The 26,666-nt window shown below is 30.8% G+C and carries 22 protein-coding genes; 15 read left to right on the plus strand and 7 right to left on the minus strand.

Going from position 1 to position 26,666, the window contains the following annotated elements; translation table 11 throughout:
- The first annotated feature begins 1 nt into the window (after window position 1).
- On the plus strand, window positions 2-742 hold the full coding sequence (locus tag C661_RS0116320) for a response regulator transcription factor (RefSeq protein WP_017416420.1): 741 nt from the start codon (window positions 2-4) through the stop codon (window positions 740-742).
- 166 nt (window positions 743-908) lie between these two features.
- Complete coding sequence (locus tag C661_RS0116325) at window positions 909-2,306, plus strand: alpha/beta hydrolase family protein (protein WP_017416421.1); 1,398 nt, start codon at window positions 909-911, stop codon at window positions 2,304-2,306.
- 334 nt (window positions 2,307-2,640) lie between these two features.
- Here C661_RS0116325 and C661_RS0116330 read toward each other — a convergent pair whose 3' ends face one another.
- The gene (locus C661_RS0116330; protein WP_017416422.1) at window positions 2,641-3,966 is read right to left on the minus strand and encodes an MFS transporter; all 1,326 of its coding nucleotides are present in this window, start codon (window positions 3,964-3,966) and stop codon (window positions 2,641-2,643) included.
- A gap of 63 nt (window positions 3,967-4,029) precedes the next feature.
- Window positions 4,030-5,247, minus strand: a complete 1,218-nt coding sequence (locus tag C661_RS0116335) for a MerR family transcriptional regulator (protein ID WP_017416423.1) — start codon at window positions 5,245-5,247, stop codon at window positions 4,030-4,032.
- 667 nt (window positions 5,248-5,914) lie between these two features.
- Between C661_RS0116335 and C661_RS0116340 the strand changes: the two genes are divergently transcribed.
- Window positions 5,915-7,861: a S8 family peptidase gene (locus C661_RS0116340; protein ID WP_017416424.1), complete on the plus strand. Its 1,947-nt coding sequence runs from the start codon at window positions 5,915-5,917 to the stop codon at window positions 7,859-7,861.
- 393 nt (window positions 7,862-8,254) lie between these two features.
- On the opposite strand, the gene C661_RS0116345 is transcribed toward C661_RS0116340, so the two are convergent.
- Window positions 8,255-8,470, minus strand: coding sequence for a hypothetical protein (locus C661_RS0116345; RefSeq protein WP_017416425.1), 216 nt, complete (start codon window positions 8,468-8,470; stop codon window positions 8,255-8,257).
- Window positions 8,471-8,561: 91 nt separating this feature from the next.
- Entirely contained in the window at window positions 8,562-9,056 is a 495-nt protein-coding gene (locus tag C661_RS0116350) for a ferritin family protein (protein ID WP_017416426.1), read from the minus strand.
- A gap of 229 nt (window positions 9,057-9,285) precedes the next feature.
- Between C661_RS0116350 and C661_RS0116355 the strand changes: the two genes are divergently transcribed.
- From C661_RS0116355 to C661_RS0116375, 5 genes are all read left to right on the plus strand, one after another.
- Window positions 9,286-10,305 carry a Wadjet anti-phage system protein JetD domain-containing protein gene (locus tag C661_RS0116355; RefSeq protein WP_017416427.1) on the plus strand — a complete coding sequence of 340 codons (1,020 nt, stop codon included), beginning with the start codon at window positions 9,286-9,288 and terminating at the stop codon, window positions 10,303-10,305.
- A gap of 4 nt (window positions 10,306-10,309) precedes the next feature.
- Window positions 10,310-11,905, plus strand: coding sequence for a hypothetical protein (locus tag C661_RS0116360; RefSeq protein ID WP_017416428.1), 1,596 nt, complete (start codon window positions 10,310-10,312; stop codon window positions 11,903-11,905).
- 6 nt (window positions 11,906-11,911) lie between these two features.
- Window positions 11,912-12,625, plus strand: a complete 714-nt coding sequence (locus tag C661_RS0116365; RefSeq protein ID WP_017416429.1) for a DUF6063 family protein — start codon at window positions 11,912-11,914, stop codon at window positions 12,623-12,625.
- Between the two features lies 1 nt (window position 12,626).
- Window positions 12,627-16,949: a coiled-coil domain-containing protein gene (locus C661_RS0116370; protein WP_017416430.1), complete on the plus strand. Its 4,323-nt coding sequence runs from the start codon at window positions 12,627-12,629 to the stop codon at window positions 16,947-16,949.
- A gap of 125 nt (window positions 16,950-17,074) precedes the next feature.
- Window positions 17,075-17,914, plus strand: coding sequence for an alpha/beta fold hydrolase (locus C661_RS0116375; RefSeq protein WP_017416431.1), 840 nt, complete (start codon window positions 17,075-17,077; stop codon window positions 17,912-17,914).
- 332 nt (window positions 17,915-18,246) lie between these two features.
- Here the strand turns inward: C661_RS0116375 and thpR are convergent, their stop codons facing one another.
- Complete coding sequence (gene thpR / locus C661_RS0116380) at window positions 18,247-18,798, minus strand: RNA 2',3'-cyclic phosphodiesterase (protein ID WP_017416432.1); 552 nt, start codon at window positions 18,796-18,798, stop codon at window positions 18,247-18,249.
- A gap of 397 nt (window positions 18,799-19,195) precedes the next feature.
- Between thpR and C661_RS23390 the strand changes: the two genes are divergently transcribed.
- Window positions 19,196-19,363 (plus strand): hypothetical protein, encoded by a 168-nt coding sequence (locus tag C661_RS23390; RefSeq protein ID WP_017416434.1) that lies wholly within the window; start codon window positions 19,196-19,198, stop codon window positions 19,361-19,363.
- A gap of 118 nt (window positions 19,364-19,481) precedes the next feature.
- Here the strand turns inward: C661_RS23390 and C661_RS0116395 are convergent, their stop codons facing one another.
- Both C661_RS0116395 and C661_RS0116400 read right to left on the minus strand, forming a co-directional pair.
- On the minus strand, window positions 19,482-20,120 hold the full coding sequence (locus C661_RS0116395; protein WP_026051096.1) for a pentapeptide repeat-containing protein: 639 nt from the start codon (window positions 20,118-20,120) through the stop codon (window positions 19,482-19,484).
- 4 nt (window positions 20,121-20,124) lie between these two features.
- Entirely contained in the window at window positions 20,125-21,234 is a 1,110-nt protein-coding gene (locus C661_RS0116400; protein WP_017416436.1) for a DEAD/DEAH box helicase, read from the minus strand.
- A 460-nt stretch (window positions 21,235-21,694) separates the two neighbouring features.
- Between C661_RS0116400 and C661_RS0116405 the strand changes: the two genes are divergently transcribed.
- The 6 genes from C661_RS0116405 to C661_RS0116435 all read left to right on the plus strand — a co-directional run bounded on the left by C661_RS0116405 (window position 21,695) and on the right by C661_RS0116435 (window position 26,195).
- The gene (locus C661_RS0116405; RefSeq protein WP_017416437.1) at window positions 21,695-21,892 is read left to right on the plus strand and encodes a cold-shock protein; all 198 of its coding nucleotides are present in this window, start codon (window positions 21,695-21,697) and stop codon (window positions 21,890-21,892) included.
- Between the two features lie 410 nt (window positions 21,893-22,302).
- A complete protein-coding gene (locus C661_RS0116410; RefSeq protein ID WP_242826009.1) occupies window positions 22,303-23,151 on the plus strand; it encodes a GNAT family N-acetyltransferase in 849 nt (282 codons plus the stop codon).
- A gap of 200 nt (window positions 23,152-23,351) precedes the next feature.
- On the plus strand, window positions 23,352-24,002 hold the full coding sequence (locus tag C661_RS0116415; protein ID WP_017416439.1) for a class I SAM-dependent methyltransferase: 651 nt from the start codon (window positions 23,352-23,354) through the stop codon (window positions 24,000-24,002).
- A 318-nt stretch (window positions 24,003-24,320) separates the two neighbouring features.
- On the plus strand, window positions 24,321-24,938 hold the full coding sequence (locus tag C661_RS0116425) for a DUF1062 domain-containing protein (protein ID WP_017416441.1): 618 nt from the start codon (window positions 24,321-24,323) through the stop codon (window positions 24,936-24,938).
- A gap of 210 nt (window positions 24,939-25,148) precedes the next feature.
- Complete coding sequence (locus C661_RS0116430) at window positions 25,149-25,442, plus strand: CD3324 family protein (RefSeq protein WP_017416442.1); 294 nt, start codon at window positions 25,149-25,151, stop codon at window positions 25,440-25,442.
- 456 nt (window positions 25,443-25,898) lie between these two features.
- Complete coding sequence (locus tag C661_RS0116435; RefSeq protein ID WP_017416443.1) at window positions 25,899-26,195, plus strand: CD3324 family protein; 297 nt, start codon at window positions 25,899-25,901, stop codon at window positions 26,193-26,195.
- The last annotated feature ends 471 nt before the right edge of the window (window positions 26,196-26,666 follow it).

Consider the following 26,666-nt stretch of genomic DNA (forward strand, 5'->3'; position numbering starts at 1 on the left):
AGTGAAAATTAAAGTAATGATTACAGAAGATCAAAGGTTAATGAGAGAAGGACTTAAAACCTTATTAGATTTAGAACAGGACTTAACTGTAGTTGAACTAGCTGAGAATGGTAAGGATGCCTTGGAGAAACTTCCAGGTGCACAACCAGATGTGATACTTATGGATATACGTATGCCAGTGATGGACGGGGTAGAAGCTACAAGAATTATCAAAGAAAAATATCCAAAAGTGAAGGTATTAATTTTAACTACCTTTGACGATGATGAGTTTATTATTGATGCATTAAAAAGTGGAGCTGTGGGTTATATTCTTAAGGATCTTTCCTCTGAAAAGCTGGTGACAGCCATTAGAGATGCCCATAATGGAAACTCTATCATGCAGCCTGAAATTGCAGCTAAGATAATTTCTCATATTACAGGAGCAACAAAGAATATCTTGGCTCAAAACCTAGAGGGGGAGATAAGTCATCAACTGTCTCAAACAGAGGACCATGGTGAGTTAAATTCAAGGAAATCTGTTAGTTTAAAAGAGAAAAATAATAAATCAGAACTTACTGACCGTGAAAAAGATATACTTAATTTAGTTGGTGAAGGTATGTCAAATACTGAAATAGCTAAAAAACTTTATATTTCAGTGGGCACTGTTAAGAATTATATTAGTAGTCTTTATAGCAAACTAGAAGTGGATGATAGAAGTAAGCTCACCTTATATGCTATTAAAGAAGCTTCAAAAAATAGCTAGTAAATATAATTATCAATTTAGTATATATTAAGGCACAGCTTAAAAATCAAATATGACCCAGGTCATAGGTAATTATGACTTAAGTTGTTACCCTGGGCACATGTGTAAAAGCCTCCTAAGATTTACAATTAATATATAAATAGTTGTAAATTTTAGGAGGTTCATTATGTTAACCATTTTAGAAATATTAATAATCCTATTAAATATACCAGTGCTTATATGGCCACTACTACCAATTAAAAAAGTGCCTAGATTTCTTGACTTTATGCCTTTAGCTGCAGTGATTGCTATGGTACTTCATCTTTTCATTGATCAGGAAGCAGTAACAGCAAGATTTGTTCCACTTTATATATTTACCATTACTTTGTTTTTAATTACTATAATAAGAATTTTTAAGCATAATCCTAATCAACCTAAAAGAAGAGTTCTAGCTGTCATAGGGCGCATATTTCAAATAGGTTTACTAGTTATATGTGTGTTAATTCCAACAGTTATTATACCTTTTTACTCACTTCCAGAACCAACAGGGACCTTTGACGTAGGGACTGTGGTCATGGATTTTACAGACAATAACCGTATAGAAACTCTTTCTAAAAAAGAGGGAGAAAATCGTAAAGTTGCAGTACAGTTTTGGTACCCTTCAGATAGACAGGGCGCTGAGGCGAAGTATGATATCAATAATGCAACAATTTCAACAACAAAAGAGGAGTACCCTTTAATTATATTTTCTCATGGAGCCTTTGGTATGCGTATGAGTAATGCTTCAACCTGTAGAGAATTAGCCAGTCATGGCTACATTGTTGCCAGTATAGACCATGCCTATCAAGCTTTTTATACATCCTTTGCAGATGGTAAGGTAGCTATTGTAAATCAAGATTTCCTTAACGAAGCTATAGGAGTTCAAGTGGATGATATAACAGGACAAAAGGCTTTTAATATTACTCATAACTGGTTAAACTTAAGAACGGCGGACATAGACCTTGTTATTAATAGTTTAAAAGCAGGTAATTTGGGTACTTCAGGAGAGGTTTTAAAGGGACACATGGATTTAGAAAACATTGGACTTTTGGGGCATTCTCTTGGCGGAGCTGCATCAGCAGAAGTTGCAAGAGAACGTGAGGATGTAAAGGCTGCTATTGTTATTGATGGAACTATGATAGGTGATATTACTGGATTAAATAGTGAAAATGGTGAAATAATCACAGAAGAGAAGTTCAACAAACCACTTATGTTGATGTATGGCTCCTTATTCCTGGATGAAAAGGCAAAAGAAACAAGCTATCTACCCAATATAAAAGCTTATAATAATGCTAATAGCTCAGCATATTCCTTGTGTATAAAGGATTCTGGACACTTAAACTTTACGGATCTACCAAGAATATCCCCCTTCTTAGCTAAGAAATTAGGCGTTGGAAATATAGATTCCTTTCAGTGTATAAAAATAGTTAATGATTATACACTTGCCTTCTTTGATAAGCATATTAAGGGGGAAGGAAACTCATTACTAGAAGGAAATAAACCTAGTGAACAAGTTGAATTTAGTAAGAGAATAGCAGGAAACTAAAAATTGTGGTTAAGTTTGTAAGAGCTATGAAAAGTTTAGTGGAAAATATAGGGTTATAGCGATGTGACACAAGGCAAAGCTAAGATAAAAACAACCTTAAGCGAATAAAAAATCAAGCATAAATAGTAAAAAGTCATGTAAAAGTACATGACTTTTTCTTTGGTTCCACAGCTTAAATGCAGAAGTGTTCTTCTGCAAGGAGTGAAATTTATAGGTTTAGTTTGTTACTATGTTGAATAAGATGAATAAATAAAAGCTATCTCCGGAGATAAGAGTAACGTATTCAGAGGTAGCTTTTAGGATGTTGACATGAAGAGTTAAAACAATAATAGTATTATTCTAGTTTAGTGCAAAACACAGTATAAATACAAAGTCCAGCACCACCTAGCATAGGCAAAATATAAGAAGGGATATGATTAATTAAGATTCCAGCCAGAATTAGTGCAATAGGTAAAATTACCTTTGCTATACTTATGCCAAGGCTAAGGACTCTTCCTCTTAATTCTTCTGGAATAACTTGCTGTAGTATATAGAAAATAGGAATATCGATGAAAGATATAGCAATACCTGCTAGTATCATAGTTAAAATAAAGTATACTAAATAAAAACCTTCATTATTAACTTTATAGCTTAATATAACTGAAAAACCTATGGCTACCATAGAAAGGGACAGTAATATACCAGTAAATTTTATGATTTTGCCGTAGGGATGGGTGGCCATGACCTTTTTAATCAGAAGGGCACCTAAAATCATTCCTATAGGAAAAGCAGCCTCTATTATACCAAAAGCTTTAGTACTTAACTTCAAAACATTATTTATTATATAGGGCAGTGGTACAGTTATTGAAAGACCAAGAAAAAAGTTTAAGGCGATAAAAACTCCAAACATATTTAAAATATTTTTACTGGTTTTTAAATAATTAACTCCCTCTTGTATATCCTTTTTAAAGTTCATTTTTTCTTTGATTATTTCCTTATCACTATGATTGAATTTAAAATTCATAATTCCGTGAAGCATTGCAGATATGAAAAAAGAAATTCCATTAACTAAGATGAAGTACCTTATATCTATAAAAGCAAAGATTACTCCACCAATCATAGGACCTAAAATAGAAGAGGCAGATTGAATTACTTTACTTATAGAATTTAAAGATATAAGTCTTTTTTCAGACACTAAATTTGGTTTTGATGCTTCAATACTTATGCCATAAACAGTAGTAAATACATTTAGAAGAAAAGTAGTTGTATAAATCATGGGTAAGCTTAAGGTATAGCCTATAGTTAAAAGATATAAACCTATGAGTAAAACTCCATTAAGCATATCAGTAATTATAGCAAGGAGCTTCTTATCAAGCCTATCTGCAAGGACACCTGCAAAGGGATTAACAAGAATAGTAGACAAAATTCCTAGAACAAGGGTGGTTGCAAAGCTTAAGCCTGAACCAGTTACTTTTAACACGTAAAGTCCAAGGGCAAAATTATAAATAGAAGTTCCAAAGAGGGATATACAGCTTGCTATTGAAAATAAAATTATATTTAAAAAGTCCTTAGTTTTAAAAGAATTCTTTAATGAGGTTATTGATATTTCCAATTTAATCACTTTCCTTTCTTTAGGGTTAAGTGCCCTAACTTCTAGTTTCATTATAATTGGTGGTCTCATCACCACATCAATAGATAGAATTAAAAAAAATACCCAAAAAATAAACAAAAGATAGGGTTAACCCTACCTTTTGCCAAGGAGAGAATATGAATAAACCTTTTCACCTTCTCTAAAGTAATTCTCATACTTTCCACCCTTTTCAACAAAATTTGAAGTGTTTTCTTCAAAAATATTGTAGTGAAGGCTAGAAAGTTGATTTTTAATATCATTTGCAATGAAATTCTTTCTGTATTTAGGCTCTATTAAGCTGTTTAGGGCAAAATTCTTGAATAAAATATAAGCTCCAATTAGAGTTGCATTATCTTTCACATAATTATCTACTAGTTTTAAGAGAAAGTCTTCATTATGAAAACTATAATTACTTGTTCCAGAAACGTCCAAAACAGTATCAATAGATTTATCCCTTATTGGGAGCTGGCGAAAATCTGAGCAAATAAAAAGAATATTTTTTTTATAATCTACAGTTTCTAATATATTCTTTAAAAATATATGCCTATTTATATCATGATCCACAGCAATGTATATAGAGTCCTCAGGCAGATTTTCATAAATACTTCTTAAAAAAAAGCCTAGGCCAGAGCCTAATTCTAGAAGAACTTTGTTTTTAAAAGTAGAAAAATCAATTTTTTTATGTAGAAAGTCCATTCCACGATAAAGATGATCAAGATAATCTATGTTAGTATCGCTTATATAGTCAACAATGTGATTAAAGTCGTATTTAACACTAAAATCAAGCTTACTATTAGTAACCATCAATATACCATTTTCAATGTGGTACTCTTCACCACATAAACACCTTAGTTTTCCAGTTATAATTTGATTATTTGTTATGCTTCCTTCACTAAGCTGTAGATTACTTTCACATTTTAAGCATTTTAAAAGGCTAAGTGCATTAAAGTTTATCCCAATAACAGTTTTACTCTTATTTTCACTTTTTGAAAGTTCCATTAATCTTTCTTTCAGCTTCTCTTTCATTTCACTAAGCTCTTTAATTTGATTTTCTAATTTGCTAACTTTATTTTTAAAAAGTGCTTTGAAGCATTCATCTTCCTCATATTGAGTTAGATTACCTAATCTTTTAAACATAAAGATAGTTTTAATTTCCCCTAAGGAAAATCCCATAGCTTTTAGAGATAATAAATCTTCTAAGTCTTTTTCGCATTTACTATCAAAGTTGTATTGTCCACCTTGCTTTTCAGGAATTATTAAATTCATATCCATATAATGACGGACAGTATCTATGGTTAAATTATTTAGTTCAGCAAACTTTCCGATTTTCATATTTACACCTCAATAATTCTTGTTTTAATCTCAATCTATATTTCAGCCTTTATTAAAAAATAATGATACTAGCACTAGTGTTCCTCATTGATAATTGAATTGTAGTAGCAAAATCTAGAGAGTATTTATGCATATTAAATTGTTAAATAACCTAAGAGTCGTACTTAATCCAATAAGAAAATCAATAGAACTATGTATATTGTTTATTCACCATTATTAAATATGATTATACCCTAAATAAATTGAGTATTCCATTATTTGGGCGAGAATTTCTAGATATACATACTAAACTTCTTACCACTTGTTTTAAGGAAAATTTTGAATAACAAATTTTTTTATTATACAGGAAGTTCAACTTTTTTGAATGTAAAAAGTTTCTTTGAGTTCTTGATATTACAAGGTTTCAAACTATATGTAAAAAATTACAAAGATTATAGGAGTTTAAAAGGGCGTGTGCATACACGCTTTTGTTCTAACACTTAGACTAAGGTTCAATGCTTCATTTATAGGGATTAACAGGAAGGATATATTGAGCATTAAAAAAATCTTGAACAAAACAGTAGTAATTAACATAAATTATTTATAAGGGGAGATGTGTACTTAACTTTAATAGCTATCATATTGATTTAGAACACACCACAAGAATTTAAAGGGTGGGATTAGGTTTATGCTAGGCTCTAAGAGCAATTATCAAAATGAATTTTATAGAGAATCTGATAGTATGACCCAAAAAGGAATTCCTGCTGAGGAAGTAAGTAGCTATTATTATAATAGGGAATATGAAACTTATTTAGCGGAATATGTTGGTGATTTTACAGATCACCTCAGTTCTATTGACTATGCAAAATTTCATATTATAAGCCCTTATTTTACACTTTTTTTTGTGAAAGAAGGGATGCTAAGCAAGCTACTTAAAGAGATACCTGAAATAATAAACATAGAAAGAAATTTTCCCTTTACCTTATTTAGTTTAAAGGAAAGTAATGAAGCTCCAAATTTAAAGGCCGTGAGCAAAGGGAGTACTACTTTAGATGGAAAAGGAATGGTAGTAGGGATAATTGGTACAGGAATAGATTATTTAAACTCTAGGTTTATGGACGAAGCTGGTAATACTAGAATTATTGCCATATATGATCAAACTGTAGATACAGGCCCTATGCCTAAATCCTTCTTTCTTGGAACTGAATATACAAGAGAGGATATAAATAAAGCAATTGAGGCTAAGAATAAAGGGAATAATCCCTATGATATTGTAAATCATAGGGATGAAACTGGTTATGGTACTTCAATAGCTACTATAATTGGAGGGAGAAGTTTAGGGGATAAGGATGAAATAGCTAGTTTTGCACCTAGCTGTGAGTTTATTATAGTAAAACTTAAAGAAGCCTGTTGTGAGAATCTAGCACATTGGGGTGTGGAAAACTATAAGGGAAGTGTTTATGATAGTCATTTAGTTGCAACCTCTATAAGGTACTTGTATCAAACACACCAAACGGTAGGTAAACCTTTTGTAATATACCTGTCAGCAGGAACTAATCTAGGTGCCCATGATGGAAGTACCATGGGAGAGAGATACTTAAATTTTTTCACACAAGGAAGAGGATTCTATGGGGTTATGAGCACTGGCGACCAGGGGAGCAGTCCTATATGTCTTAAAAGAAATTTTGAAGATGAAGAAATAGAAAAAACTATTGAAATAAATGTGGATGAGGAGCAACAGAATTTCTTTTTTTCTTTGTATTATGGAGAGCCAGATGTAATCACCGTAGGAATAACAAACCCTATAGGAGAAACTATTGATAAAATCCCAATTAATCAAGTTAATGGAGAAGAGGCAAATTTCACCCTAGGGAAAAGCTCAATTTATTGCCAATACTTCTTAGAAAATAAAGTAACTTTAGGGCAAAGAATTGATATTGTCATAAAAAATGCTATAGGGGGAATCTGGAAAATAAATATTAAAAAAGAGACAATGGTAAGAGGTACAATTAATACTTGGTTTCAACAAAAGGAATTTTCAGTAGGGAAAACAGGATTAGTTAAATCAACACCATATACCACCTTAATGACTCCAGCCACAGCAAACAACGTAATAGTAAACTCTTCTTTTAATGAAATAGAATATATAGTTATGGAAGATTCAGGAAGAGGATTTACAACAGATAACAGAATCAACCCTTCCATAGCAGTTGCCTCTCAAAATATATTAACGGTTGGATTAAATAATAAGCCTATTGTAGTTAGTGGCTCTGCTGTGTCAGGAGCAATTTTAACGGGAGTTACAGCATTACTTGTTCAATGGGGAATAGTAGAACAGAATGATCTCAATATGTATTCATCCAAAATAAAAAACTACCTTATTCAAGCCACAGTAAAGGATGAATCTGGAGTTTATCCTAACCAAGAAACAGGATTCGGTGTATTAAATATTGAAAAAGTATTTAATAATCTAAAAAAGAGACAAAGTGAATATAAGGAAGAGATAATAAATAATTCAACCTCCAACGATAAAGAAAAATATAGTTTATATATTAATATTCCTGAAGAAATCTATAATACGATAACATTGATCTCTTATAAACGTAAAAGAATAGATCAAATGATTAAGGGATAAAAATTTGAAAGATAATAGAAGGAAATAAAAACAGATATAATTAAAGATAAAATAAAAGCGTGTAAAGGCACGCTTTTATTTGTTATGTAGCTTCAATTGAAGTATTTTGAACTTTACTATTCAACTGCTTCATGAAGATGGAAAGTTGCTTTTTGAAATTTAGTTGTTGGCATAAAAAATACCTTCCTTTCCTTTGACTAAAGTATTATTGCTGATTTTAGACAACAAAAAAGACACCTGTTGTGTTTGTGCCGTAATCAGATTTACGAGCAAAGCACCACATGTGTCGTTAACTCAAGCATACTATTTAATTTCTTAGAGATTATACTATAAAATCTTCTAATAAGTAAATGTAAGTACTTCTAAACTTTAATTAGTTAATTAACTAAGAAATTAAAATCTATTGTAGCATTTTGGAAAGGGATGTATATCTTGAATTTCATCAAAGGTATAATGTTTTGTTGCAAATTGTGCATGATATAAGTATTCAAGTAAGTATATTTCTCCATTTTCTACAGAGCAAAGAATCCCTGAAACTCCTTGGCCATTTGCTAGAGAAACCCCTACAGGTTTGTTTAATAAAAACTCTAATTTTATTTGCCAGTTCATATAGCTCACCCCCTGATAAATAGTATATTCACCTTTAAGAGAAGGGGAACCAATCAGGAGACAAAACTAGCAAAAAGAATACTCACATCTATTAGAAAGGAGCATAACCTTGTTGTGACCACCACTGATCAAGCAAATTTTCATATTCTCTAGAGAAGATTTCTAAATGTTGCTTTTCCCAACTTGCTAAAATTTTATAAAGTTCTTTAGCTTGTGTAATAGAAGTATTTTTTGCTGAGTTTTCATAAAACTCCATAGCAGCTTTTTCTGTTTGAATTGCTATGCCGAATACTGAAACTGCAATGGTTGCACTTTCTCTATCAAGGTTATCCCAGCTAAAAATCCTTGGTGATGGAAGTGACTCTATAATTGATAAATTAAAATCATCCTCTTTATCATCCTTTATTTTTTCAAAAAGAGTTTTAAGCCAAGAAATATGTTTTACTTCTTCTTCAGCTAAAGAAAGAAATTCATTTTTAACTTCTTCAGCGATTCCTTCCTTTGCAGCAGCTAATTTATAAAACTCTGCTCCTTCAACCTCGTTAATTATTGCTTGTTTTAATATTTGAAGTTCTTTAATATCCATAGAAAAACACTCCTTAATCATTGTAATAATTATTATTCTTTAATAAAATATATCTCTTAAACTTATTATATCACTATATAATGGATTTACAAGATAATTATCCAAGATAAACCAGTTGACATTAATAAGATATAGTTTCTTTCACCTGTAATTATATTATTTCACCTAGGGCTAAAATCACCCTTTTCATTGAAAAATACTGTATAATAAACATAAAACATGCAGAAAAATGGGGTTGATTATCATAAAGTCTGTCTATGATATTGGTAAAAAGATTATTACGATTTCTGAAATACAAGAGCACTTTAAAATAGAAAACTACTTAAGCTTGGTTGAGCTAATAAAAACTGAAGTGGCTAAGGGAACTTTAAGTGGACATGGTAAAGGGAAGTTTAATGGAATGGAACCACCGCTTTATAATAGGTATAAGATTAAACCAAGGGAAGAAGATTTATCTCACCTTGAAGAGGAAATAAATTATAGTTTCCCATTAAATTTTAATAGGGAGTACTATCTTAAAAATCTTAAGAAATATGAAAATCATAGAAAATATGTAGAAGCCCTTATTGATTATTTTAGAAATAAAAAAAGTGAGCTACAAATTCCTATGTCTATAAATGAGAGAAGCTTTAGAATTTGGGGACTTGAAAAGTTCCTAAAAGAAGGTAGGGGGCAAAGTATATTACATAATGTAGGTTTGACTATAAATGACTTAAATGTTTATGCTACTCCAGAGCCCTTTGTTTATTACTCTTTTAGAAAAAACCAAAATCAAATAGTTTTAATTCTTGAAAATAAGGATACTTGGTACACCATAAGAAAGCTGATGATAGAAGGACAGCATAGGTTTTTGGGGGAAGCTATAGATACAATTATTTATGCCCGCGGTAAAAATATAGAAAAATCCTTTGATGATTATGAAGCTACTGTAGAGGAGTATCTTTTTAATCCTTCAAAACTTTTATATTGGGGAGATATTGATTTTGAGGGTATTGGCATTTATGAGAGATTAAAGCAAAGATACTCTTCTACCTTTAAAATAGAGCTTTTTAGAAATGCTTATATTTCTATGGTCAATCTAGCAGAAGGAAGAGTTTTGCCTCCATGTAGTGAAAATCAAAATAAAAATATAGATGTGGTATTTTTGAAAGAGTTAGAGCCCTATGAACATAGGATTTTAAAGCTGTTAGAAGCAGGGGTTTACATACCACAGGAAATAGTAAATTACAGTGAGCTTAGAGAGGAATGAATTAATGTACGATTTTTTAAATAACTTTCATAAGAGAATGGAAAAGCTTTCTTACTCCTTTTTAATTGATAGTAAGGTTTCCACTTTGACTACCTTTAAGGATAAGTTTACACCCTTAGAACTAATAAACTTAGTTTACAGTTTAATGTGCTTTGTACTGGATAAATCCCTTAAGGATGAGGAGTGTACCCTGAACTCCATGGCAAGTCTTTTGCAGGATTTAGTAATTGGTTATTATGATAAGCCTCTTCAGGAGGAAGAGGCCTACAATATTACTCATTTTATTGTTTACAAGATTTTAAGGAATGATGGAAAACCTTTTATTTTCACTACTTTGGATTACTCTACTGGGGAGAAAAAAACCTTTGATTTTCATCTTCTTCAGCAAAAAACTTCTAAGAAGGATAATAATAAAAGTACTTTTAACTTAACACAAGAGGGGTACAGACTTTTACTTGGGGCCCTAGAGGTAGATGAAAAAACTCAAATTGATATAAATCAAATGGTATTAGAACTCAGCTTGAAGAAAAAGAACTTTGCACAAGGACTTCTAGCCATTGAAAACATAAATAACCTTATAACTGCTCAAATTAATGTGGTAAACAATTTTATATATAGAACCAGAGAAAATATTTTCTCCATTGAACAAAGGAGTTTTGAAGAAAACTATTTAAAGAATATAGAGGTTTTAAAAGAACAGAATAATAAGTTTGATGAACTAAAGGAAATTATTGTCTTAGAGGAAGAAAGGCTCAGTTTAGCTACCAGTGAGCTTCCTAAGGAAACCTATGAATCCTTAAGGCAACTAGGAAAAATAAAAGAACTTTTAACAAATATTTCTTATAAAGCTTCAGAGTTAATCACTGGTCATTTCCAGTTTAAAGAGGAATACAAACGGGCTTTAGAGGAAGCAAGTTTTTATTATAATAATAAGAGAATTAGCATAAAAGAAGATTTAGTAAAGCCACTAGAGAAAAATCCCGCAGCTTTAGGAAGTATTTATAAGCTTTTTAATCCACTTCTTAATGTTAAATTACCTAAAAGCTTTAATATTAACTATATGCTAAAAGAACAAAAACTCCTTACAAAAGAAGAGGAGGAAGAGGAAACTCTTATGGATATAGAGGAAAGTGAAGATAAAGACCTAATTGAGAAGCAGAAAAATAGGGAAGAGTATAAGAGCATTGTAACCACTGTTTTAGAATTTTTAGTTAGTAATAAAGATACTGACTTAAAAGCTTTAGTTCAACTTTTTGAAAACAAAAGCACTGAAGAGTATTTGAAACTTGTTCCTTCAATTAGAAAGTTCTCTGAGGTTTTTATCGAACTTTTAAGAATTGGAACCATAGATGTTCAGGAAATGATAAGGGAACAAGAAAACACTTATGACAATGAAGAAATTGAGTTTGATTTAAGAAAACTATTGGTTGACGATATACAACATAAATATAGCCAAAATACATTTAACACTATGAATTTTTATAAGTGCAGTGATGGAGAAAAAATTACAATAAAAGAAAAAACAAATAACACTTCACAACAGGAGTTTGTAACAATAGAAACTTTAAATTGCCCAAATATTATAATGAAATTGGAGTAAAAAATCATGTATATATTAGAAGATATAAGAAAAGCAATGAGATTATATAATTATCTTTTAACCCATGGAGAGTTATCTGCAAAAGAGGATAAAGAATTATTTCAGTGCTTTAGCCACAGTAAAGTAAGAGAAATCCTAGAAGCTTTTGAAGAAGAAGCTAAAGTAAGGATTAAAAAGTTTGATGACACAATTTATTTTATTCCCGAGGTGGACAATGACTTTTTAGGGTATAAGAGATCAGAATTGAAAAAAGAAATATTTCCAAAGGGTGAGATGAAAAACATTGATTTATTTTTAGCTATGTACATAATGATACAACTTACTTCTGAGTTTTACGGAGGTACAGGGAAAAAAGTAAGTTTAAGAGACATAATTCAATTAGGTGAGTTAGATGAAAAGATAACAGAAAGACTAGAGCTTTTTAAAGATATGGAAGATAAATCAGTGGATGAAAGCACAGAGCTTGCAATGACAGATATAGCAAAATACTGGTTTAACCTAATTAATGAAGATGATGCCACAGCCTTTAGAACAAGAAGATGGTATATAAGTCAAGTGATGAATTTCATGAAAAAAGAGAACTTAATTAATATACAGGATGACACCGTGATTATACCTACCGCTAAGTTTAATAGATTAGCCACTAATTACTTCTTAGATTTTCAAAGACTTGAGGACATCAATAGAATACTAAGGGAAAGCACTATGATGGGGGAGTAGCATGCCAAAGTTAAATAAAACTAGGATAATAAATTTAAATTACAATGATGGTAAAAGAACCATTTATGATGAGATTTTTGATTATGGACAAGGTAGGAATACCTTATTTTCCATGGAAAACGGCATAGGCAAAACTGTGCTTATACAATTCTTCCTTCAGCCTTTTATAAGAAATAAAAGAGAACTGGCAGGAAGAAGCTTCGAGGATTACTTTACAGGTAATGCACCCACTTACATACTCCATGAAATAGCTTTAGAAAATGGAGAAAAACTTCTTGTAGGAATGATAATTAAAAAGGATAACTCCGAAGAAGATAAAAATAAGCTGAGAATTCTTACCTTCTTAAATAGGTATTCCATAACAAGTGATTTTGACTTAATTAATGCACCCTTTGTAGAGGGTAAGAGGATATTAAAGTTTTCAGAAGCTGAAGAGAAAATAAAGAAATACAAAAGTGGGAAGTTGAATTTTAAGTATTTTAACTTCAATGATAGCAGTAAAAAAAGTGAATACTTTGAAGAGCTAAGAACTTATAAACTAAATTATAAGGAATGGGAAGATATTATAAGAAATATAAACAATGATGAATCTGGACTTTCCAATTTATATGATAAGCATAAAACCGATGAAGCTCTTGTAAGAAATGTGATAGTACCTCTTATTGAAAGTAAAATAAATGGAGAAAAAAACATTATAGAAGCCCTTAAAACAAATTTAAGTGCTTACATAGAAAACTATAAACAAAATAAGGAATCCTTTGACCAGGTAGAGGTTTTAAAACAATTTACCTATGAAATAACTCCGGTATTAGAACTTTTAAAACAGGGAGGATTAAAGGAAGAAGAAAAACATAGCTTATATAAAACTCTTTCATATATTAATAATGCTTGTGAAGGGGAGCTTTCAAAAAAATCCAGAGAAAGGCTTCAGTTAGAAGAACTTATTGAGGAATTAAAAGGAGAGCTAAAAAGAGTTTCCTATGAAGAGTATTCCTTAAATTACTATAAACTTCAAGAAGAACAGGAAGTTTTAGAAGTAAACCTAGAGCAGCTCAGGGACAAATTTAATAATAAGGATGGAAAAAGAAAAGAACTTCTTAAAGAGAAATTTGTACAAGAAGGGGCAGAGGTTTACGAGGAGATTTTAGATAAAGAAGCAGAGCTGGCACAGGTTAGAGAAAGAATAGCTAACTATGAAAAAGATGACTCTGAAATTGCTCAAAACATAAGAAACTATAAATTTTCCTTAAAAGGGATCTATGAATTAGAGGTTCAGGAGTTAAAGGAAAGTGAAATTCAGCTTTTAGAGGAGAAAGAAAGGCTGAATAAGAGTCTTAAGGAAAATGAAGAGCAACAAAGTGAAATGTCCTTAAAACAAGAAGAAAACCTAATAGCAATTACAAAGGCCGAGAGTGTTGTAGAAAACTTTGAAACCTATGAATCAGATTTTATAATGAAATATGCGGATTTTGATTTAGTAAGAAATCCTTTGTTAAAGGAATATGAGGATAAGGAACTAGAAGACTTTAATGAAGCCATTGAAAATAATATAGGTGATAATTTAAAGGCTGAAGAAGAGCTGAAAAAAGAGAAGTTAACCTTAGAAGTTGAAAAAGAAAATCTAAGAAAAACTATTGAGGAAATTAGTGAAGATTTAAGCTTAAACAAAGGAAAACTAAGCTCTAAGAAAAATGAATTAAACACTTTTAATAAGGAAAGTAGTAGAATTATTGAGGTTTTAAGGATTAAAAATCTTCCTCTAAATATAGCAGCAGAAAAAGAAAAACTCAAACAGTTAATTATTAATGAAACCCTTAAGCTAGAGGAAACCCTCACTGGTGAGGAAAAGAAATTAAGAAATATAGAAGACACTATACATAGGTATGAAACGGGGCTAATCCAGCTACCTAAGGAGGTTTTAGAAACCTTTGAAAATAAGGGGATTTCCTTTGAGTATGCTTTAAATTGGCTTCAAAATTACAAGGGAAGCAAAGAAGAAAAGGAAGCTTTAATAAAGGAAAATCCCTTCTTTCCCTATGGAATCCTTTTAAGCAACAAGGATATAACCTTATTAAAAGGTGAGAGCCTTGAGGTGTACACCTCTATTCCTATTCCTATAATAAATAAAAGTTATTTAAATAAGAGCATAAAGGTAGAAAAAAATCATGATGTGCTAACCCTTGAAAATGCAGAATTTTTACTAGCTTTTAACAACCTTTTAATAGATGAAGAAAAAAGAATTCAATTAATAAATAGATTAAAAGGGGAGGAAAACCAGCTACAGGAAGAAATCCAAAATATTAAAAAAGCCATAGATAGAAATAAGGGCTATAGCTTAACCTTAAGGGAATACCCATACCTTGGGAATGAAAATGAAATATTAGATGAAGAAATTAAGACCTTAGAGGAAAGAATTTCAAAACTTCAAGAAGAGTCAAGAACAAAGGGTGAAGCCTTAGTAAATAACGAAAATAAAACAAAGGCTGCAGAGAAACAGCACAGTGACCTTGAGAAAAGTTTAGTTTATCTTAAGGAAAAGAAGGATAAATTTAACCACTTTAAAAAAGAATATAGTAACTTTAAAGATAATAAAGTTAAACTTCAAAGTCTTAAGAAACTTCAGGAGAATTTTAAGAAAATAGAAGAAGAATTAAAGGTGGAAAACAAAGACCTATACAATTCACTAACAGAAATGGCAATTAAACTAGACAATTTTAAGAAGACAATTAAAGATGCAGCTTCAAAGTTAGAGCTATACAAAAGTGCTAAAGAAGGCGTAGTTATCAAGGAAGAAAAAAACATCCTAGAGGGAAAACTTTTATCCTGTGAGAAACAACTAGGAGAAGATAAAAAGAGAGATAAAAAGGACGAGGAAACCCTACTTAAGGACTTAGAAAAGCAAAACTCAAGACTTAAGAGAATCATAAGTGATGGTGGTTTAAGTCAGGAGTACAAGAAAATAAGTTTTTCAGAAGAAACTTTAGAAGTAGTAAAAAGCAAAATCAAAGCCTTAGAAGGCGAGCTAAGAACTTTAAACGAAGAAACAACTAAGGTAGATAAGAACATAGGCATAATTGAAAGTAATAAGAGTTTTCAAGCGGAAAATATGGAGAAGTTAGGCTATAAAAATCCTTTACCCAAAGAAGAAATAAGGGATGCTAACTTTAAAGGACGAGAAAAAAAGATTAAAGAAGATTTAGGACAAAATGACTTTATAATAAAAGAATATACTAAAGAAATAGAAAAACTAAGAGTTTTAAAACAAAAGCTTGAAGAGTACAAAGGAAATTATAATGAGGAAGATTATAAGGAGTTTAACTTTGAAAACCTACAAGCAGCAAGCAAAATAGTCTATGAGTATATAGCCTCTTATAACATTCTAAAACAAGAACTTCAAGGCTTAGAAGCTCAAATAGTTAAGGACATAAATAGAATTTATGAAACCTACAGGGATAAGAATAGACTCATTAAGGAGAGGATTTTCAGCTACCTGAACAAAGAAAATAAGCTGGAAAGCTCCAACGAAATAGAGTACTTCCTGGACACTGTTCAAAGGAAAATCAGTACCCTAGAATTAGAACTAAACCATATTAAAGCTGAAGAAGAAGTTGTAATAAATGATATTTTAAGATATGCAAAACATATTTTAGATGAGCTTAAAACCATAGATAAGAAATCTACTATTAAGCATTTAGGAAAAACAGAAAGACTACTGCAAATAATCCTTCCAGAAGAAGTAGAAGAGGAAGGCTTAAGGGAATACATCAAAGATAAGGTTAACTTTTATGGAACTATGGAAGATTACAAAGCTTTACTAGATAGCGACATTGAAAGTTCAGAGCTATTAAGTAAGCTTATAGGAAATCTAAATAGAATCAGAGTAGAAATTAAAAAAATTGAGAAAACAGGTCTTACCAGAAAAAGCTGGAAGGATGTGCTGTCACAAAACTCTGGAGGAGAAAAGTTTGTATCCATGTTTATACTTCTTTCAAGCCTTATGTCCTATATGAGAAAAAGAGAAGGGGACATAGATAACAAGGAAGAAAAGAAAGTAATAATAATGGATAACCCCTTTGCCAAAACCAACGCAGAGCACCTGCTAGAACCCATGTTTCAAATAGCTGAAAAGTATAACATTCAGCTACTTTGTTTCTCAGGAATAGGAGGAAGCTCAGTTTACAATAAGTTCGATAAGATATATGTGGCTAAGGTAATTTCTGATAAATTTAGAAATAAGGAAAATGTATCCTTCAAAGCAGGAAGTGAAGAAACCTTAGAAATGTCGGACTTTACTATAGGTAAAGAGCAGATATCTATGTTTTAGTTAAGGGATATCAGAAAACTTATGGCATGCATCTTTAAAAACTTTTAAGGGAAGTTGAACATATTTATGCATTAGTTAAACTTTAAGTCAGCTTCTTTATAAATCCAGAAGGGGGATATGGGTTAATGAAAAGAAAAAAATTATCAATTATTTTAATTATTGTAATTTTATTAATAACAGTTGGTGTGTTTGGAGTTATGAAGCTTAATAAAACGCTACAAGCTTCTAAGACTGTTAATGGAAAAATTGACATTGGAGGTTATGGGCTAAATGTAAAGGTTGAAGGAAAGGGAAAGCCTATAGTGATTTTTGAATCAGGTTTAGGTGGAGGTTATAGTGATTGGGCAAGGGTGCAACCAGAAATTGCTAAGATTACAAGAACCTTTTCCTATGATAGAGCAGGTCTAGGTGGTAGTGATAAAAGTAAATTGCAAAGAACAGCTTTAAATCAAGTAAAAGAACTTCATGGACTTTTAGAAAATTGTAAAGCTAAGGGCCCTTATATAATAGTGGCACACTCAATTGGAGGGTTAAATGCAAGACTCTTTGCAGATGTTTACCCAAATGAAGTTGCAGGAATTGTTTTTGTTGATTCTTCCCACGAAGAGATGCTTAATATCTTTACAAGTAAAGCACCAGAAGAATATGAAGCTATGAAGGCACAGTTTTCATCTTCAGAAGGGACTTTTGAAGATCTACTAAAAAGCACAGAGCAAGTAAGAGAAGTAAGAAAAAAGGATGCCCTAAGAAACATACCAATTATAGTACTTTCAGCAGATAAAAGTGCTATGGAAATTCAGGATCCTATAATTAATGAGTGGCCTAAGCTTCAAGAAGATTTAGCTACCTTATCTGATAAAAGCAAGCACCTTACTATAAAAAATGCCAGTCACATGATTCAAAATGATAATCCACAAGCTGTAATAGATGCAATTAAAGAAATTATTGAAACAGTAAAAGAGTAATTCTGTGGATAATAAGAGGCTTTTTATTATAATATCCATCAAACTCTGAAGAGGACTAGGGGGATTCTATAATCTAAAGTTTTTACTATCAAAAAAGTTCCTTTAACAACATTTTGGAAGCTTCAAGTCTGCCATCTTCTAAAGTGGCAGTTGCTCAGTCTAGATAAGTTGCTTTGGAAGCAGTCTAAATCTGCTTCCAAAGTTGTTAACAAAATGAACTTGTTCATTATTTAATTTTATGGAGAAGTTCCTTCAGGATAATTGAAGGAACTTTTCTACATTACTTTTTACAACTGTATATCCATAAAGTAAAGTGGTGAAGCTTTTAAAAGTTAGTTTAATTCTTTTAGGTTAACTTTATAAATAGGCACACCATTTAGCTTTCCATTTTCTTCTTTGCTAGCCATTAGGGTTATTGCTTTTACTGGAATAGAAATTCTTTCATACTGGATTAAGTTATTAAGATCTATAGAATCTGGATGTAATTCTATTCTGCGACCCAAAGTAACATGGGGCATAAAAACCTTATCATAAAAGGGTAGCTTAGCTTCTTTTAATAGAGTGGAAAGTTCCCTATAAAGCTGAGAGAGTATAGGGTTTTCTTCTATTCCAATCCATAAAATATTTGTCTTCTTTCTTGTAAAAATACCTAAGTTACTCAACTGTAACTCAAAAGGATTTACCTTTAATACTACCTTATCTAACACTTCCTTTATTTTATCAATTTGAAGATCCTCAGCTTCACCTATAAATCTTATGGTCATATGAAAATTATTTTTTGTTGTAAAACTGCCATGAGTGCAGTGTTTTTTTATAGAGCAGGTTATTTTATCAAAATAATCCTTAACCTTATTTTCAAAATCTATAGCAATATAAACTCTCAAGATTTTAGCTTCCTTTCCTTTAAACCATATATTCTAATCAAGTTTGTGCACTCATAATTAAGGTTTTATTGAGACTATCATTAGTAAGATGAATCTTTATTAATGGAAAATATCTATGATAATTATAATTCATATTTAGGAAAGGATGAAGAGGATTTTATAAGTGAAGTTGTTGATAATGGATATATATAGGATTAAATAAGGTGAAATTAAGTAGTGGAATTTAGAGTGCATTCTTTGTAGCTACCAATTGAACCATCAAAAAAGAAGGAAGTTTTTGCTTTATAGGAAATCAGAATCATATAAGGGGACCCAAAATTAAAATAGATTAGGTTTATCATTTGGTGAATTTGGTATATAACATCTATATAAATAGTTTTTTCAGGAGATATTGTACATGGAAAATAAAGAGATTAACTTATATGATATTTTTCTAAACTATTCCTATAATGATATTATGAAGTTATTTCAAAAATCAAAAACTAAAGAAGAACAAGATTTTTATGTAAATTTAACAAATATGATATTGCAGAGAGAACAGAAGAAAGTTATAGGTAATAAGTAATAAGTAGTAAAATTACAGTAATTTTACTACTTATTTTTATAAATATAATAAAAACTTCAAATGGAAAAAAGTTTCATTGGAGATGTTCTTTGTATCAGGTTGGAGCTATCAAGATTTCCTACATATTCTTCAAAAATTTTATTATATAACTTAAGGTGTAAAATTCTCTATCAACCTTTGTAACAATTAACTTTAGTCCTGTAATTATTGTTTCTTCAGTAAAGTTTTCTAATAGAAGCATAATATTTAAGGTATTTAAGCCCCCGTCTTTTGTATCAAGAACTCGTGATTTCTTTACATATTTGTTTTCCATAGCTGTTAAAATAGCAACTCTTAACTCATCACTGATTTCCAATTTAGGCATTTCTTCAAAAATTCTGATGCCAGGAGTGTTTACGGTTAGTTTTTTAGCTTTACTTATATCAGTTGATAAAAATATTGTATTTATAAAGGTGGCATCCTTGAAATTAGCACCATCCAACTTCACTGAGTCAAATATAGCATTTTCAAATACTGTATTTCGAAAATCACTGTCTTTTAAATTTGTTCCAATAAATTCTGCATATTTAAAGCTACACTTAAAGAATTTAGTTGATTTAAAATGTGCTCCTCTAAAGCTTACAAAATCAAAAATCGAGGCTGTAAAGTCGCAGTTATAGCAGTTGCTTCTCTCAAGATTTTTGTACATGAAATTTTTATCTTTTTTCTCTATATTATTGTAGTTGAAATTTCCAGTAGTGGTTTTAGTTGTAGCCATAGTTCTATTCACCTAATTCCCTTCTTGGTATTTTAAATTTAATAGCCTTTTCAATTTCTTCAAGTCTAAAGCTGTCTTTTGGGTCAATGAATAGGCAGGTGTAGCCTTCCTCTCCAGCTCTTCCCGTTCTTCCAATTCTATGTATATAGCTTTCTACGCTTTCAGGTATGTCATAGTTATATATATGGCTCACACCGCTTATATCAAGGCCTCTAGAAGCCACATCCGTTGCTATTAAGTATTGAAAATCACCTTTTTTAAAGGCTTTCATTATTCTTTCACGTTTTGATTGAAGTATGTCGCTGTGTAGCTTTTCGCAGTTGTAGCCTCGTTTATATAGTGCTACCTCTAAATCATCTGCTCTTCTTTTGGTCCTACAAAAGATTATAGCCATATATGGATTATCTTCATTTAGCACAGTGCATAGAGCGTCTTGTTTTCTTCTATCTGTAGTTTCTACCACCTGCTGTTTAATAGCCTCAAGAGTTACTTCTTCTTTATTTATTGTTACTGTTGAAGGTTCTTTCATATATCTATAAGCCAATCTTTTAACATCTGAATTTAAGGTTGCAGAAAAACAAAGGGTTTGGTGCTTTTTAGAAGTTTGTTTGATTATTGACTCTACCTCATTTTTAAAGCCCATTAAAAGCATCTGGTCTGCTTCATCTAGTACAAATGTTTTTAGTTTACTTAAATCTATGGATTTTCTTTCAAGATGATCAAGAAGTCTTCCAGGGGTTGCAATAATAAGATGGATACCTGTTTTTAGCTTTTTAAGCTGAGACCCTACATCCTTGCCACCATAGGCAGCCAATATGTTAATATCCTTAGCCTGCTTAAGCTTTAGAGCTTCCTCAGTTATCTGAAGGGCAAGCTCTCTTGTAGGAGTTAAAATCAAGGCTTGAACTGCATCCACCTTAGGTGAAATATTTTCAAAAATAGGAAGCAAAAACGCCAGGGTTTTTCCTGTTCCAGTTTGAGACTCCACTATAACATCATGTCCTGCTTTTATAAGACTAATGCTTTCAGCTTGAACTGGTGTTGGCTCGGTGATACCGTTATTTTTTAATATTTTTACTATATCTTCACTGATTCCTAATTGATTAAAATTCATTATTTTCTACCTCTCTTGCTATAGGGTTCTATTTTTAAATTGTTGCTCCCACTCAACGGAAGCTCAATTATAACCTTCTATTTGACATATCTTTTAATCATATACTATCCACTAGGATTATACAAACAATTTATATAAGGCATCTTAAAATAAATAACAAGCCAAAGCTGTGAAGGGTATTTTGAGTTAGATAAGGAAACTGTTAATGTAGTATAACTCAAAATAGAGGAGGGTACTAATTTATTTATTTTTTGAAAATGGTTAAATATACAAATAAAAAACTTGCTTTATCTAATATTCTATGTTAGTATTAACTTGTATTTAAATTTATAGTTAACAATTCAATAAAATATATTTCGGTTTAGTACTTTAAATGTATAATAGTATGATGATATGGAAATTTTATTAGTGAATTAGTTTAATGAGTTTAAAAATAATAAAATTTCGGAGGTACAGTGATATGACTGGTACAGTAAAATGGTTTAATTCAGAAAAAGGTTTTGGATTTATTACAGGAGAAGATGGAAATGATGTATTTGCACATTTTTCTCAAATAAAATCAGAAGGTTATAAGTCTCTTGAAGAAGGTCAAAAGGTTTCTTTTGATGTTGTTAAAGGACCAAAAGGACCTCAAGCTGAAAATATTACATCTATCTAATTTAACATAATTTAATTAGTGTATATTTCAACCCTCAAATAGTATTCTATTTGAGGGTTTTTTACGTGGATCAGGAGGAGAGAAATCTAACCTTAAGTATAGGGTGTAAAACTAGAAGATACATAATAAGAAGGGTTGCGTTATTACCTTGGGAGACCTCATGTATCTATTAGAACACAGGTAGGAAACTGGCTGAAGAAGTGCAACCTGAAAGTAGATAATATTAAAAGGTGAGTTACCTAAGTTGTATTGGGTGACTCACTTTTATTTATGAATTAAGTAAGAGGTTGTTCGAGGAATCGTATGGATGTTATTATTAAAGGGTAATAATAATGATTTTAGGTATCTGAAAATAATTATTACTTATTTTTGAAGATGCCTTAAGGGTGGTAGCAATGAAATATACTTATATGAAAGATTATAAAGATAATGATAAAATGCGTAAAAGTCTCAATGAATTAACTGAAAAGACTTTTGGCTTTAATTTTGAACAGTGGTATTCTAATGGTTTTTGGGGAGAAAAATATATTCCACATTCTTTGGTGGATAATGGTAAGGTTATAGCAAATGTGTCTGCTAGTGTAATGAGTTTTGAATTAGATGGTATAAAGAAAAATTATATTCAAATTGGTACAGTTATGACAGATAAAGATTATCGAGGTCAGGGGCTCAGTGGTTACCTTATGCAAAAGGTAATTCAGGAGTATAAAGAAAACTCAGATGGAATATATTTATTTGGAAATCATAGCGTCATAAATTTTTATCCTAAGTTTGGCTTTATAAAAAGTAAAGAATATCAGTATAGCAAAGATATTTATTCAATAAATAATATAAAGAAGATACAGCAGATGAATATGAATAATCGAGATAAATGGGAAGCTTTTTTCAAGGCTGTAAACAATAGTATAAGTAATGATAGGTTCACCATGAAGAACTCAGGCTTAATTGCATTTTGGACAAGATGGAGTAATTCCGTTTATTACCTTCCTGAAGAGAATGCATATATTTTAGCAGAAGTTGAGGGAGAAGATCTTTTTATTAAACAAATAATAGCAAGTCATAAAGTTGACCTTGAATTAGTAATTAGTTCTTTTGGTAGTGATATAAAAAGGGTTACTCTTGGATTTACGCCTTATAATGCAGCTGGGTATAACATAAGTGAATATTACAAAGAGGATTGCACACTATTTATTCTAGGAAAAGATTTAGAAATCATAGAAAATAGAAAACTAATATTTCCAGCTTTATCACATGCATAAGCTATATTACAAATTAACCTTATTTGTAGCTTCCCTTAATTTATATGGGGTTAAATGTATAGAACAAGGAAATATTTAAGGAACCCTTAATGAGTTTGTAATATAGTAATAAAAGAATAAAATTAATGGTGTACAAGGTTTTGCAAATGAATTTAAAAGTATGCTTATAATATAAATCATAGTAGTTGGGGGATGAGAAAATGGCAATAGAGCAAATGAGCGACTTTTTTACTGCTCGTGTTGAGGGTTATGATGATCATATGATTAAAACCGTGGAAGGATGCAAAGAAGGATATATAAAAATGGCAGAACTTTTGCCAAAAGAGGTAAATGAATTACTGGATTTAGGTTGCGGCACTGGGCTAGAGCTGGATGAGATATTCAAGATTAAACCTTTAATTAATGTAACTGGGATAGATTTGACCCAAGCAATGCTGGATAAACTAAAACAAAAACATCCGAATAAAAATTTAAAACTAATTAATGAAAGCTATTTTGATTATGATTTTGGTATTTCAAAATATGATGTAGCAGTATCCTTTCAAACCTTACACCATTTTTCACAGGAAGATAAGCTAAAATTATATATAAAGGTTTTTAATGCATTAAAAACTAATGGAGAGTACATTGAGTGTGATTATATGGTAGAAAGTCAGGAAGAAGAAGATTTTTATTACAGTGAAAATAAACGAATACGAGAAGAACAAAATATACCTGAGGGTGAATTTTACCATTATGATACCCCATGTACAATTGATAATCAAATAAAACTTCTAACCAAAGCTGGCTTTAAAGTTGTAAAAATGAACTGGAGGATGGAAAATACCACAATAATTGTTGCTAAAAAGTAATTATATATGTGAAGAATTGAATGGAGCTGTGGCCTCATACTTATTTATGAAATAAGTATGAGGTTTTGTACTTTATATAGAGATGATAAAATATATTTAGGAAAAGGAATGGAGGAATTTTATATGATGGTAGATATCTTTAGTGCATAGCAAAGGCTATTGCATTATTAAATAATGAACAAGGAATTTGTAGGGTAACTTTGGAAGCAGATTTGGGTTGCCTTATATAGATGGCACCTTTGAAGCTTTCAAGATATTGTTAATAATGAAGTGAAATAGCCTTTGCTAATCCTAAAAAGTAATATTAGGAGGCGCAAAATGAGCTGTTTAAAAAAACATCAATGGGAATTAGTTCCTGAAAATTTACCGGTTGTAAAAAGGAACTGTCCTAAGTGTAATGAAAAAACAAATTATATAAGTAGTGAAAAATTTAGAGTAAATGCAAATAAAAACAACCTTGATATTTGGTTGATTTACAACTGCGAGCAATGCAAATCAACCTGGAATATGACCATATATGAAAGAATAAAACCCCATAGTATTAACAAGCATGAATACGAAAAATTTCTTTCGAATGATAGGGAATTAGCAAGAGAATATGCCTTTAATTTAGGTGTATATAGTAAAAATAAAGCTGAAGTGATTTTAGATAATATAAACTACAAACTAATTCAAAGAGAATCAGAGGCATGTTATATAAAGGAAAATGAGCTGGTTATTGAAGTTACTTGCAGGTATCCAATAGAAGTGAGGGTAGATAAGCTTTTAAGTGATGCACTTGGAGTTTCAAGAAGCAAAATAAAAAATATGCATAAAGAAGGAATAATATTTATTAATGATGATAAAAACACATTAAATATGAAAGTTAGGCATGGTATGGAGATACATTTCTTAAAGGGTGTAGACAATATAGAAGTTTTAGAGGCCATAATATAGGCTTTTATATGCTAATTGCAAACAGTTATTGAAATTATGTGGAAAACTTGATAAAATTTGTATAGTGGTATTTGAGAAAGGGGCAATGCTTTATGACAATGGATTTTTGTTATGCATAGCAGGGGCTATTGCATAAGTATAAATAAATAAGAAGTACAAAAATAGCCTTTGCTAATCCTAAAGCAAAATTATATTTAGGAGGAGCATAAAATGAGCTATGCAAATGCTAGGGATATTTTCCCTGATGAGATATTAGAAATACTTCAAAACTACGTGGATGGTGAATTCATTTATATACCTAAGAAAGATGAAAATAAAATGGCATGGGGTGAACTTACTAAAAGCAAAGAAGAGTTGCTAAGTAGAAACACTGAAATATATAAAGATTATTTAGAAGGAATGTGCACACAAACTCTTTCTGAGAAGTATTACTTATCACGAAAAACTATACAGAGGATTATTTTAGAAAAGAGAAAATGCCATAACATAGAATGTGCTACCTAGGTCGTTTAGGTGGCACATTTTCACATTAGCATAAGATTAATAATAAGGATAATAAATAGAGGATTTTACTTGTTTATGTATAATACCTTGATAAATGGGAGGTGGAAAAAATGAATAACCTTAAATTTTATTACCAAAGCTCTAAGCAAAGACTATCTTAATGTTAAGTCTACAACTTTGTTTAGAGATAAAATTATAAAGTAGATAAAAGGGCTTAACATATGGAGGTCTTTGCAGCTAATTCATAAAAATAAAATGAATTAAGGTATCCGAAAACAAATAATAAGTCAAAGGTGTGAAGTATATTTTGCGTTCACAAGCAAGCTTGTGCAGACAAGAAAACAGGTTCTGCGGATAGCAGAGCTATCTAAAGGTTCTGTTGACGCAGTATAACACAAAATAGACGAGGATACTGACTTATTTATTTTTTGAGGATACCTAGGGAGAGCAGTTGTGATGAAATATGTTAGAGCAGAAAATATTTTACCAGAGTCAGTAATAGAAATTATTCAAAATTATATAGATGGTGAATATTTGTATATACCTAGAAAAAAAGGTAATGAGAAATCTTGGGGAGAAAAAAGTGGAACAAAAAATTCCTTAAAAGCTAGAAATGAAGAAGTGTTTGAGAGTTATAAACAGGGATATAGTGTTAAGGAGTTATGTAAAAAGTATTATCTTTCTGAGAGTAGTATAAGAAGAATAATCAGAAGTGGAGAAATAACTTCTAAAGAAAAGCAGCAGAACTTGTAGTCTGCTGTTTTATATTGCCTAGGAAATGAATTTTTAGTGGTGAAATAATACTTTAGAAGCTTTGAACTAGGTGGCAAATCATATATAGAAAAACAAGACATACTGTGTAGGTAGCATGCAGGGGTTACACAACGATTTGAAGTCATATGTAGAAAAAAGAGTAGACTCAGCTTCTCAAAAAGAAGTTAAAAATTCATACATTTCTTCTATCTCTATATTAATGGAAACCATTATAGTTTAATAATTAGGTAATGAATAACTTTATTTGGTAGGGATGTTTTGGAAGTAGATTTAAACTGTCACATTATAATTTAATATTCAAACTCTGTATAGAACCATTTGTGAACATGAATATTCAATGAAATCATGTTATAATTTTCAGGTAAAAGTAGTTATTAGTGGAAACAACTGGGGTAAGTATTCATGGGGAGATAAGCAAAAATAAGACACCTGTTGCAGTAAAGTTTTTAC

The organism is Clostridium tunisiense TJ (assembly GCF_000300195.1).
Lineage (GTDB): Bacteria > Bacillota > Clostridia > Clostridiales > Clostridiaceae > Clostridium_J > Clostridium_J tunisiense.

Excerpts from the sequence above, each read along its gene's own strand:
- C661_RS0116370 (WP_017416430.1), top strand. The coding sequence starts at position 12,627 with ATGCCAAAGTTAAATAAAACTAGGATAATAAATTTAAATTACAATGAT.
- C661_RS0116375 (WP_017416431.1), top strand. The coding sequence starts at position 17,075 with ATGAAAAGAAAAAAATTATCAATTATTTTAATTATTGTAATTTTATTA.
- C661_RS0116410 (WP_242826009.1), top strand. The coding sequence starts at position 22,303 with ATGAAAGATTATAAAGATAATGATAAAATGCGTAAAAGTCTCAATGAA.
- C661_RS0116360 (WP_017416428.1), top strand. The coding sequence starts at position 10,310 with ATGTACGATTTTTTAAATAACTTTCATAAGAGAATGGAAAAGCTTTCT.
- C661_RS0116335 (WP_017416423.1), bottom strand. The coding sequence starts at position 5,247 with ATGAAAATCGGAAAGTTTGCTGAACTAAATAATTTAACCATAGATACT.
- C661_RS23390 (WP_017416434.1), top strand. The coding sequence starts at position 19,196 with ATGGAAAATAAAGAGATTAACTTATATGATATTTTTCTAAACTATTCC.
- C661_RS0116355 (WP_017416427.1), top strand. The coding sequence starts at position 9,286 with ATGGGGTTGATTATCATAAAGTCTGTCTATGATATTGGTAAAAAGATT.
- C661_RS0116350 (WP_017416426.1), bottom strand. The coding sequence starts at position 9,056 with ATGGATATTAAAGAACTTCAAATATTAAAACAAGCAATAATTAACGAG.
- C661_RS0116330 (WP_017416422.1), bottom strand. The coding sequence starts at position 3,966 with ATGAGACCACCAATTATAATGAAACTAGAAGTTAGGGCACTTAACCCT.
- C661_RS0116400 (WP_017416436.1), bottom strand. The coding sequence starts at position 21,234 with ATGAATTTTAATCAATTAGGAATCAGTGAAGATATAGTAAAAATATTA.
- C661_RS0116435 (WP_017416443.1), top strand. The coding sequence starts at position 25,899 with ATGAAATATGTTAGAGCAGAAAATATTTTACCAGAGTCAGTAATAGAA.
- C661_RS0116430 (WP_017416442.1), top strand. The coding sequence starts at position 25,149 with ATGAGCTATGCAAATGCTAGGGATATTTTCCCTGATGAGATATTAGAA.
- C661_RS0116415 (WP_017416439.1), top strand. The coding sequence starts at position 23,352 with ATGGCAATAGAGCAAATGAGCGACTTTTTTACTGCTCGTGTTGAGGGT.
- C661_RS0116325 (WP_017416421.1), top strand. The coding sequence starts at position 909 with ATGTTAACCATTTTAGAAATATTAATAATCCTATTAAATATACCAGTG.
- C661_RS0116340 (WP_017416424.1), top strand. The coding sequence starts at position 5,915 with ATGCTAGGCTCTAAGAGCAATTATCAAAATGAATTTTATAGAGAATCT.
- C661_RS0116395 (WP_026051096.1), bottom strand. The coding sequence starts at position 20,120 with ATGGCTACAACTAAAACCACTACTGGAAATTTCAACTACAATAATATA.
- C661_RS0116405 (WP_017416437.1), top strand. The coding sequence starts at position 21,695 with ATGACTGGTACAGTAAAATGGTTTAATTCAGAAAAAGGTTTTGGATTT.
- C661_RS0116345 (WP_017416425.1), bottom strand. The coding sequence starts at position 8,470 with ATGAACTGGCAAATAAAATTAGAGTTTTTATTAAACAAACCTGTAGGG.
- C661_RS0116425 (WP_017416441.1), top strand. The coding sequence starts at position 24,321 with ATGAGCTGTTTAAAAAAACATCAATGGGAATTAGTTCCTGAAAATTTA.
- C661_RS0116365 (WP_017416429.1), top strand. The coding sequence starts at position 11,912 with ATGTATATATTAGAAGATATAAGAAAAGCAATGAGATTATATAATTAT.